The sequence below is a fragment of the Oscillatoria sp. HE19RPO genome (assembly GCF_024220515.1).
Lineage (GTDB): Bacteria > Cyanobacteriota > Cyanobacteriia > Cyanobacteriales > Laspinemataceae > Laspinema.
This window is the reverse complement of the sequence record NZ_JAMXOT010000101.1, coordinates 1-10,911: the sequence shown is the minus strand read 5'-3', so window position 1 is coordinate 10,911 and position 10,911 is coordinate 1. Positions and strand designations below refer to the sequence as shown.

Annotated in this window: 7 protein-coding genes; 1 reads left to right on the top strand and 6 read right to left on the bottom strand. The window is 48.6% G+C overall.

Annotated features, from left to right (window positions below):
* From NG833_RS30750 to NG833_RS09795, 6 genes are all read right to left on the bottom strand, one after another.
* On the bottom strand, positions 1-3,230 hold a 3,230-nt coding region (locus NG833_RS30750; protein WP_305884986.1), incomplete at its 3' end, for a DUF4347 domain-containing protein.
* Positions 3,231-3,239: 9 nt separating this feature from the next.
* Positions 3,240-3,329 carry a DUF4347 domain-containing protein gene (locus NG833_RS09815; RefSeq protein WP_254565112.1) on the bottom strand — a complete coding sequence of 30 codons (90 nt, stop codon included), beginning with the start codon at positions 3,327-3,329 and terminating at the stop codon, positions 3,240-3,242.
* A gap of 69 nt (positions 3,330-3,398) precedes the next feature.
* Complete coding sequence (locus tag NG833_RS09810) at positions 3,399-4,226, bottom strand: sulfotransferase (protein WP_254565111.1); 828 nt, start codon at positions 4,224-4,226, stop codon at positions 3,399-3,401.
* A gap of 1,477 nt (positions 4,227-5,703) precedes the next feature.
* On the bottom strand, positions 5,704-6,306 hold the full coding sequence (locus tag NG833_RS09805) for a superoxide dismutase (RefSeq protein ID WP_254565110.1): 603 nt from the start codon (positions 6,304-6,306) through the stop codon (positions 5,704-5,706).
* 354 nt (positions 6,307-6,660) lie between these two features.
* Entirely contained in the window at positions 6,661-8,394 is a 1,734-nt protein-coding gene (locus tag NG833_RS09800; protein ID WP_254565109.1) for a diflavin flavoprotein, read from the bottom strand.
* 260 nt (positions 8,395-8,654) lie between these two features.
* Positions 8,655-10,382, bottom strand: a complete 1,728-nt coding sequence (locus NG833_RS09795) for a diflavin flavoprotein (RefSeq protein WP_254565108.1) — start codon at positions 10,380-10,382, stop codon at positions 8,655-8,657.
* 355 nt (positions 10,383-10,737) lie between these two features.
* Between NG833_RS09795 and NG833_RS09790 the strand changes: the two genes are divergently transcribed.
* Entirely contained in the window at positions 10,738-10,899 is a 162-nt protein-coding gene (locus tag NG833_RS09790; protein ID WP_254565107.1) for a hypothetical protein, read from the top strand.
* The last annotated feature ends 12 nt before the right edge of the window (positions 10,900-10,911 follow it).

The window sequence follows — 10,911 nt, the reverse complement described above, 5'->3', positions numbered from 1 at the left end:
GTGACTGTTTGGGCCACATTCCAGTTAGCATTGGTGAAAGTTAAACTGTTTTTATCTACCGTCCCTTCAGCGGTGTTACTGCTAGTTAATGGGATAGTTACATCTGCCGTCGGTTGAGTATTTAAAACGACTGTAAAATTGGCAGTTCCTCCGGCTTCCGTTGTGGTTAAACCCGTGGTGGGTGTGACTGTGATTCCCGCAGTATCATTGTCAGTAATCGTCACACTTTGATTAGTAGTAGTTCCTAATGCTATTCCTGTTGATGGGTTGCTAATTGTTAAAGTAGCTGTTTCATCACCTTCGACAAGATTATCATCATTAACTGTAATGGTTACTTGTCCCGTACTACTCCCATCTGGGATAGTTATTTGAGTGGGAATAGCACCAGTAAAATCAGCCGCACTCGCAGTACCCGTTAAGGCTAAATCAATGGTTTGAGCGCCGACGACATTACCTTCGGCAGTAGCGGTAAAGGTAATAGCTGTTGTCCCGGCTTCACTGGCAGTAGTTGTGCTGGCAGTCAGGTTAACTTTCGGTACGGGAATGGTAATATTAAAGGTCGCTATGTCGGAAAGGTCAACACCACTATTGGCTGTGCCGCCGTTATCTTGCAGTTGCACAGTTACGGTAGCAGTACCAGGTTTACCGCTAGGAGTGTAGGTAAGTGTGCCATCGGTTGCTACACTTGGTTGAGTGGTAAATAAGGTGCTGTCGGTGTTAGTAACGGTGTAGTTGCTAACAGTTTGAGTTGATTCATTGGCGGGGCCGAAAGTCACACTATTTACCCAGTTACTAACTGTTTGAACTGTGTTTGTCCAAGCTGTTAGGATTTGGTCGCCAGCGTTACTAAAACTGGGTTTGTCATTGACTGGGTTAACGGTAATAGTAAAGTTTTGTACTGTGGAAGTATCAACACCCCCGTTAGCAGTACCGCCGTTATCTTGAACTGCAACATCAAAGGTGGAAGTACCATTAGCATCAGCCGCAGGAGTGTAGGTGAGTTGACCGTTGGCATCTATCGCTGGAGCCACCGCAAATAAGCCAGGAGTCCCGATATTACTAACGGTATATGTGGCCGTTTGTGTGGCTTCATCCGCACCCCCTCCTGGGCTGAAGGTTGCCCAACCCGCTACGGTTTGCACTCCTGCGTCTTCATTAACTGCCGTTGGGTTGGTAGCGGTGAAGTTGGGAATGTCGTTGACGGCGGTAACGGTGATGTCTGCGGTGTCGGTGGCGGTGCTAAAGGCATAAAAGCCGCCGTTGTTAGTGGTGTCAGCGGTGCTGCCATTTGTGCCAGTCATTTGATCCCAGGCGCGGAAGGTAATGCCGTTGGTGACAGTGCCGTTGTAGTCGGCAGTTGGTTGGAAGTAAATGCGGGTATTGGCATCGGCTGCGAGTAGGCGAGCATTGGTAGCGGATACTGTACCCAAGGCAGTCCAAGTAGTACCGCCATCTATGGTGTAAAACCAACTGCCGTTTGTGGTGTCGGCGGCGGTGATGGCTACGCCTGCTACTGCGCCTGGGTCGGGGTCGGTGATGTTTGTACCGATCGCTGCAATGGATGAGATGAGGTTGCCGACTGCGCCAGTGGGTGCAACTGCATCTTCTAGGATGGTGCTGAGGGTGAGGACGGTATCGGCAAGGACGGGGGCGGTATTAATGCTGCCGTAAACATCGTTATTGTCTTGGTTAACTCCTTGACCGTTGGCGGGCGCTATAGCACCGGGAGTGCCAGCTTGGTTGGCGGCGGTGTTGCCGGTGAAGGTTGCTCCTAATGACCTGACCAAGGGTAGAGTGGTTGGCATTTGAAGGTTGTTGCCATTGGTATTGGTGAGAGACTGCATGGCGAAAATTGCCCCACCTTTGCCTTGACCAGAGTTGCCACCCGTGCCGCCGGTGGCTGTGTTGTTATTGAAAGTGCTATTGGTTAAGGTCAAAGAGCCTTCTCGGATAAAAATACCACCGCCAAAGCCTGCGCCACCGCCGCCGGTGCCGCCGCCACTTGCACCACCGCCAAAGCCGGGAGCTTGCCCACCGAAGCCGCCGCCACCGCCGCCACCGCCGTAGCCGCCCAGACCGCCAAACGTGTTCCACCCGCCGCCGCCACCGCCACCAAAGCCACCGTTGCCTGCATTTACAGTGTTGTAGGCACCGCCACCGCCGCCACCAAAGCCACCACTGCCACCATTGGCACCACCGCCGCCGCCGCCTGTCCCATTGCTTATTGGTGGATTGCCAGAGGGACCTCCTGCACCACCAAATGCCCCGCCGCTACCGCCAGCACCAACAAAGACGCTGCTGCCATTGCCACCGAAGCCGCCGCCACCCCCAGCATAGCCGCCACCGCCGTTGCCACCCATACCGCCGCCACCGCCGCCGCCGAAATTGCCGATACCATTCCCACCGATCGCCTGATTGTCGGAGAAGGTCACATTATTCAGGCTCACCGTACCGTCATAGATAAAGAGTCCGCCCCCCATACCAGCACCACCGCCGCCACGAGCGGACCCATTTCCACCTTGGGCGCGGCCTCCAGCTATAGTCATGTTGGAGAAACTAACGGTTCCAGACTTCACAACGAAGGGACGAATATCACCCGCATCATTGGTGCCGCTATTATTAACATCCCCGCTGACGGTAAAACCGCCACCGATCAAGGCGATATTGCTGTCAATTAGAACTTGGGGAACTCCCGTAAATTGGACATTTGTGGTGAGGGTAATCGTGTCATCCCCGGCTGCGGCGTTCGCATCTAAAATTGCTTTACTTAATGTGCCTGCTACAGTGCCAGTGCCATCATCTGCTGCTACGGTGACATCAAAGTTAGCTAGTGTATATTCATAATCTTTCATCGCCTCCCGATTAAAGGGTACGGCGGTTTCTATTTTGCCCGTTGCTATTTCTAAATCCCAGTCACCATCTTGGGCTTGATTTCCCGTCAAGTCGTTAGATGCTGCTACATCTGCCCCGGTGAGTTCGCTCAATCGTTTGACAAAATTCTGGCCAGTTTCTCCGGCGGCTACATCGCATCCATATAATAGGATGTCGCCATTTTCAGTTAGGGCATTTCCCCACTGTTTTAGCTGAGTATTAAAATTTTCTATGTCATTCCCATTCAGTACATCTGCACCCAGTTTTAAACTGCCTTCGCTACCGTGAGAAAGTATCTGTACAGATTCAATATTTTTTTGATTAGCTAAGGCATTAGTAATTTGTTCGATGCCGCTCAAATTTTCATTTTAAATGAAAATTTGAGCGGCATCGGCGTTGTTAATTAGGCTTTGATAGTCTTCTACTGAGGAGTCCACGAAAATTATTTGGTTGGTCATTGTAGTAGATTACCCGTTGATTTTTACTTAGTGTTGTCAATGTTACAGTCACCGTCAAGGTTTGACGGTTTATTTGGCTTTTGCTACGATCGCACTGGCGCGGCTATTTGTAGTCTCTGTCCAAAAAGATAAGCCATTAAATCGCTCAAACAAGTCGGGGGGTAAAATCGTTGTTCTCGGTTTAAACTCAACTTGAGAACGCACTTGATGTAACCCTTTTGTTTGCAGTTTATTATCAAAATCCGGCTCTTGATATTCAACATGATTAAAATCATGCTCAAAAGGCTCTTCACCCAGAAATTGATAAATCAACGACATCGTTTTCTCCGGCCCTTTGGTTAATAAATCGTAATCAACCAATAGGAGAGATGCACTCTGTTCGCTGTAAAATGCTTCCTTGAGGGCGTTATAAGCATAACCCACTAAACGCGAACCTTGACTTAATGCCTCGGTGCGACTGTAGACTGTAGCCCGTTCTGCTGGATTATTAAATAATCTGGAAACATCAAAGGCGTTGCGCCGAATTAGTAGCTCAAGGCTATCCATAATCCAGGCAATGTTTCTGACACAGCAGATGACTTTGGCTTCGGGAAATAGTTCTAGAATTAATGGCAATTTGCTGCACCATAGGCGATTGGTATCGAAGATTACTTCTGGGTCAGCTTGCGGGTGATAATAGGCCGAAAAGATGCTCAAAATCAGCGCCCGTTTTTGTTCGAGGGAAATAAATATGGAAAACTCATTATTTTCACTCATGGCTTCCAACATTCGCTCCACTAAACCTCCGACTGGGGAAGTCATGGCGCTGTGGAAGCGGGGATTTTGCCGCAGTAAGGCGGCGAGTAAGGTAGAACCCGATCTCGGTAATCCTGAGATGAAATGAATTTTTTGGAGCATTCTGCTTGGTTGACGCACTCCCTGGGGATAAAAACGATTTGTTCGCGTCGGGATTGGATAAAATCACTTAAATACTAAGGACTATATCGCTTTCAGAGCGGGAATCAGAAGGTTTAGGGAGGGCTACAGTGCTTTGGGTATGGGCTGTTTGATGGTGTTTGCTCATATCTAAATAGCCGTTGATACATATTTTATGTCCTCTGAATCATACTCGTTCAATTTATGCGTGTCAATACTCGCCCGGGTTTCTTAGTCAAAACTTTACGAAAGTTAAAATTTTTTGTGAAGGAGCTCTTATTCACCCCACATTCCGCATAAGTAAAAATATTTATTCAGAATGTCTCCGCAGGTTTTTTGGCTGAAGCAACCATTTTCAAAAAATGGCTACAAACCTTGAACTATAATATTTTCAGCTATTTTCTGTAGAATGGGATCTATAACTCCCTCCATCGGAGCCAGCACTCAAAAAGGGCAGTTTTTATTGAGAATATTCTCAATAAGCCCAAAAACTCCGGTTACAGTAAGGACCATCGTTCCCATAGATTTTCTATAAAATCGCTGGAACCCTTTATGGGCAAAGGTTTTAAAAAAATAAAAACTCAGCAATTAAACCTGCGGAATGTGGGTTCACAATATAGCAGTCCTTGCGTGCCGTTGTAGAATGGACGTCGGCGGCCCCCAACCGTCGGCGGCCCAGAACGGGAGAGGGGATGGGGGTGAGGTACAAATCATTTAGGATTGCTATAGGTAATGTTTTGGAAATTTTGGAGATGTCTAGTAAGCAATTGTGCAGAATAAATTGCACAGTCAATATGTTAACGAGTGCGGGCGTCTTGAGAGCTACCTAACACTAGCGGGCGAGACGCCCGCACTCCTTATGTGCAATTATTTACACTCATCTACTTAATGTGCAATTATTTACACTCATCTACTTATAGCGGTTCTCATGAATATACGGTACAGCGATGGCGGCCCCAAACCGACAAGACCTAAAGGGGGCCGCCTTATGCTTTTAGAGAATACCTCATGAGTCCACCGAACCGTTATAGGTAAATACACTCTATATCCCGACCCTGACTTCGACCGAATCGGGGCGCAGAGAAGGGGGTCGGATGGATCCGTTGCCCCGATGGAATGCCCAGGGGTGGAAAATCTAGGAAAAATGGTGGGTGATAGCTGGTATTCGAGGTGGGCTTGAACCGGGTGGGGTTAGGATGGGTAGATATATTCTGGACTGACGCAATCTTTAATATTAAATCCTAAATGGAGAGGCGATTCGCGAATCGCCGCTACATTTAGGGTGAATTCTCAAAATCTGTGTAAGTCCTGATATTGTGCCAAGGATGAGGTTATGATGCCACGGAATGAGGGCATCCACAACAAAAAACAGTCACGATCGCCTCGTGACTGTCTCGGATGAACCCGTTAGTAAGGGCGATCGCCCTTACTGAGTGACTCAATCGGGTTTAACCGGCGATTAAGCGGCTTTTTTCATTTGTTCGGTGACAAAATCCCAGTTGATTAAGCTGCTGATGAAGGTTTCAATGTAATCCGGACGCTTGTTTTGGTAGTCCAGGTAATAGGCGTGTTCCCAAACATCAATGGTCAACAGGGGAGTCATTCCCATTGCGATCGGGTTTTCGGCATTGCTGGTTTTGGCAACCTTCAGGGTGCCTTTATCCAATACTAACCAGGCCCAACCGCTACCAAATTGGGTGGCCGCCGCAGAGGCGAATTCTTCTTTAAATTTATCGAAACTGCCAAAGTCAGCCGCAATCTTGTCGGCGAGTGCCCCACTGGGTTTGCCACCGCCACCGGGTTTGATGCAGTTCCAGTAGAAGGTGTGGTTCCAAGCTTGGGCGGCATTGTTGAAGAGTCCCGATTTAGAGGCGTCATTGTAGGTGGCTTTGATCACCTCTTCAATGGATTTGCTCTCCATGTCGGTGCCTTTCACCATGTCATTGTAATTGCTGACGTACTTGGCATGGTGTTTGTCGTGATGGAACTCCAGGGTGCTCTTGGACACATGGGGCTCAAGGGCAGTGTAGTCAAACGGCAAGGGGGGAAGTTCGTAAGTCATGTTTTATCCTCTCTCGAAGTGTTCTTAAGGGTTGCGCTGGATCGCGCTTTTTGTCGGCAGGCGTTAACAGCACACCACCAGCTACCTATTCCAGTATCTGGGGCAATGCCACTGTGGGTCCGCTTAGGCTCAGGTTAGCCGGAAGGCGATCGCCACATTACGATAGGATTTTATATCAAAAGTCGGCCCCGATCCAACTCCCCGATAAAAATCTACCGGAAGAGGGAGAAAACTGGATCCATTCTGCCTCCCCAGAGCACTCCCTACCTCCGGTCCCCTCCCCTTGCCAAGAGCACTCCCTACCTCCGGTCCCCTCCCCTTGGCAAGGGGAGGGGACCGGAGTTGGAGAGGGGTTTAATAATAACTCCCAGTTTTCCGATAATGAACCGCTGTCACCGCTTCGGTATCCAGCACTTTGCCATTTTCTACCGTGGCATAAACCACCCAATGGTCTCCACATTCTATGCGGTTTTGCACCACACATTCCAGATAAGCCAGTCCATCTTTTAAAATCGGACAACCGTTCGCCGCCTCAATGGTTTCTAACCCCTCAAATCGGTCTTCCCCGGGAGCAAATCGCTTCATGAAATGCTTGCGTAATTGTTTGCCTTCTGCTAAAATATTTAGCACAAATTTATCCCCGGTATGGGTGAGAGATTCCAATGCCCGGTCTTTGGCGACGGCAACGGTTAAACCGGGAGGATTAAATGAAGCTTGGGAAACCCAGGAGGCTAACATTCCACTAATCACATCCCCGCGTTTGGCGGAAACAACGCATAAAGACCCGACAATTCGACCGACGGCTTGGGCAGTGCGATCGCTGGCTGCACCTGTGGTCAAGGAAGATTTTGCCGTCCGTCGTTTCTGCGATCGCTTCAAATTTTGAGCAAAATCAAGGGCTGCTTCTTCACAGGCTTGCAAGGTCACATCCGTGGGTTTAAACTTCACCCGAATCGGGTCAAATCCAAACTGATACCCCGCATCGGTTAGCTTACTTTCCAACAGGTCGATCGCTTCTCCACTCCACCCAAATGACCCAAATACTCCGGCCAATTTACTGGTGGATACGGTTTTCAAAATAATCCCCAAAGCGGTTTGAATTTGGGTCGGCGCATGACCTCCCAGGGTGGGAGACCCAATAATAAATCCATCGCATTTTTCCACAGCCGCCTGAATTTCCGACGGTTCAGCTTGTTCACAATTCAGAAATTCCACCGCTATTCCCGCTTTGGTTAACCCTCGGGCGATCGCCTGTCCTACAATGGCCGTATTCCCATAAGCTGAAGCATAAACTAACGCCACCGTCAAATCCTGAGACTTCTGTACATTACTCCAGGACCGATACAATTCCGTCAGTTCTTTCTTCCCATACATCACCAACGGTCCATGACCCGTGGCATACAATTTCACCTCGGGTAATTCGGCTATTTTATCCAACGCCGAGAGTACCTGTTTCGCCTGGGGTGCGTGTAAGCAATCATAATAAAACCGGCGGTCTTCACTATAAATTGCCCACCCTTCATCAAAAATTTGGTCTCCGCAAACATGAGCCCCAAAGAATTTATCGGTAAACAGAATTTTGGTTTTGGGGTCGTAAGTTAACAGTTCATCGGGCCATTTGGGAGTGGGAGTGGCAATCAATTGTAACTGATGTCCTTGCCCTAAATCTAAAGTATCTTCCCCCCGGACGACCACAATGTTTAAGTCTTCGGTTTCAAAGAATTGGCGCATGGCGATCGCCCCGGGATTGGTACAAACAAATTGCACTTGCGGCGCTAAACTCAATAGCGCTTTAATCGTCTCCCCGCGATTGGCATTAAAATGTCCTAGGATGACATAATCAATCTGGGAGAGGTCAATTCGGGACTGCAAGGAGTCTAAATAATTTTTAGTAAAAGATTCCCCGGGTGGGTCGATGATTGCAGTTTTATCCCCTTGAATTAAAAAAGAGTTGGCGGTGGTTCCTTTGGCTAGGGAATATTCCACCTCGAATTTGAGGCGGTCCCAAGTGCGCGATCGCATCACTCGGGTCTCTTCGGCAATCAGGACCACCTGAACATCACGTTGTTTAGTTGTTGTTTCTATCATCGGTGAGGAATGCGCTAAGACAGTTTACTTAAAACAATTACAATCATCCCTCATTATCTAACCCTTGTGCAGATATGAGGAATAAATTCGCTTTCCTTGCTCATTCCCCAGGAGAAGGTGTCGCTACAGGAGTGCTGAGAAACCGGGTTTCTTCATCCAATCTCTGTCCCTGAACCGTAAATTCTTGACAGAAACCCGGTTTCTAGTCCCCTGAATCTCATCCCGCAATCCTCCAGGGAAAAATGAGCAATGGCATCGGGTTAATAATGATTGCCAACTTTGCGATGGTGAATCGCCGGTAAGGCATCGGGATTGGAGACTCGGCCATTGTCTACTTGGCTATACACGATCCAGTGATCGGGACATTCCATGCGACTGATGACTTGGCATTCCAGATAGGCGAGGGCTTCACTCAGAATCGGACTGCCGTTGTTGGCACTTTGGGTTTTGATTCCGGCAAAGCGATCGGCCCCCGGGGGGAAGCGTTTCAGGAAGTGTCGCATCAGTCCTTGATAGTTGTCCTCATCCAGGACATTGAGCACGAAGGTATCGCCGACGTGCATCAGGGCTTCGATCGCCCGGTCTTTGGCAACAGCAATGGTAATCCCCAAGGGTTCAAAACTGGCTTGCGTCACCCAGGAAGCCAACATAGCACTACTCACATCCCCTTTCTGGGCGGTGATGATATACAATCCCCCGCTAATCCGCCCCAAGGCTTTATCCAGTTCGCTATCTAAGGATTTCATCTGTTTGATAGCTTTTTTCAGGGTCAGCATCTGTCCCATGTCGGTTCCGGCTTCATCGCACAGTTGATAGGTAGCTTCCGTGGGGTTTTCTTTGACGATAATATTGGGAAATCCCTGTTTGAGTCCGAGTTCTTTGAATTTAACGGCGAGGGGATAGATGGATTGGTCGTTACCCCCACCGGATTCAAAGAGTCCGATGGTCTGTTTGTTATTGGCAGCGACTAAAATGGTGCCGATCGCCGCTTCTGCATTCTCGGCACCGGATCCTGTTAATGGGGGTGCACCGAGGGCAATTCCCGAGGCGATACTGACCAGTTCCCGCACTTCCTGGGGTTCTGCCGATCGCAAATCCATCATTTCCACGTTGACGCCGGTTTTGGTAATCCCGTGGGCCACCGCTTGGGAGAGGCGATCGCTATAGCCATAATCGGAAAAGTAAAATACCGCAACGGTGGTTTCCGCCTTGGCTTGTTCCTGACTCCACTGTTTGTATCGTCCGGTGAGTTCGCCGACATTATACCGCAATAGGGGTCCGTGGCCGGTGGCGATCGTGCTAATTTTTTCCACGTCCGGCATCCGCTTCATGGCACTCAGAACCGATCGCGCATTGGGGGCCATCAAACATTCATAATAAAAGTGATAATCCGCTTCAATGTCACTTAAATTTTCATCGAAGGTTTGATCGGAACAATAGTGCATTCCAAAGGCATCGCAGGTAAATAAAATCTGCGTTTTGGCGTCGTAGGTAAAGATGGTATCCGGCCAGTGCAAATTCGGGGCATTGACAAATTCTAGGACGTGACCGTTCCCTAAATCTAAGGTGTCCCCATTTTTGACAATTAACCGTTTAAAGGGTTGATGGACTAAGTTTTCTAAAAACTGAATGGCAACTTTGGCCCCGACAATGGTAATATCTGGGGCGAGTGCTAAGACATCTTTAACTAATCCGCTATGATCCGGTTCGGTATGACTGATGATCAGGTAATCGATTTGAGTCGGGTCGATTTCCTGGCAAAGGGTCGGCAAATAGGACTCGCGGAATTTGGCATGGGAGGTATCCACCAAGGCAGTCTGACTCCCCCGAATCAGAAAGGAATTATAGGTGGTCCCGTTTTGCAGGCCAAATTCGATATCAAACCGATCGCGGTCCCAATCCAAACAGCGAATTGCTGTGGTTTCCGTGGCGATTTCCCCTGTGGCGATCGTCAGTCTCGGTTGTACTCTGTCGGTGACGGCTACCATTGAGTGGCCTCCTTTTCTTGTCGATGTTAGAGTTTGCTTTCTTCTAATATTGTTACATATTTTAACCATTAGTTTTCATGGAAAAATATATGGTAATCATAAGCGTTACCAATCAACGAATATCTCCCGAAATTCCTGTGTTATAATTAAAGGCTAATTTCCACCCTAAATGTAGAGGCGATTCGCGAATCGCCTCTACATTTAGGGGTTGATATTAAATATGGCGGGTAGTCTTATAGCAGTCCTTGCAGCAGTTGGAGAAGACGATGGCGGCCCCCAACCGTCGGCGGCCCAGAACGTCCGAGGGGACATCGGGTGAGGTATAAATCATTTAGGATTGCTATATCTAGGAATAGTGACGACTTGCACGATGGATGTCGGGAATGGGTTTAGGGAACTCCAAAAAATAAAACCTTCAAAAAACCCGCAGGCTCAAGCCTGGAGCTACACGGACAAAGCGGTGCCTGCGCGGGCTAAAAGAGCCTTGTTAGGTGCGATCGCATCAAAGCAAGGATGATTTATTTGTTGG

Bases quoted from the DNA above. Each gene is read 5' to 3' on its own strand.
- NG833_RS09815 (WP_254565112.1), bottom strand. From the start codon at position 3,329: ATGACCAACCAAATAATTTTCGTGGACTCCTCAGTAGAAGACTATCAA.
- NG833_RS09810 (WP_254565111.1), bottom strand. From the start codon at position 4,226: ATGCTCCAAAAAATTCATTTCATCTCAGGATTACCGAGATCGGGTTCT.
- NG833_RS09805 (WP_254565110.1), bottom strand. From the start codon at position 6,306: ATGACTTACGAACTTCCCCCCTTGCCGTTTGACTACACTGCCCTTGAG.
- NG833_RS09800 (WP_254565109.1), bottom strand. From the start codon at position 8,394: ATGATAGAAACAACAACTAAACAACGTGATGTTCAGGTGGTCCTGATT.
- NG833_RS09795 (WP_254565108.1), bottom strand. From the start codon at position 10,382: ATGGTAGCCGTCACCGACAGAGTACAACCGAGACTGACGATCGCCACA.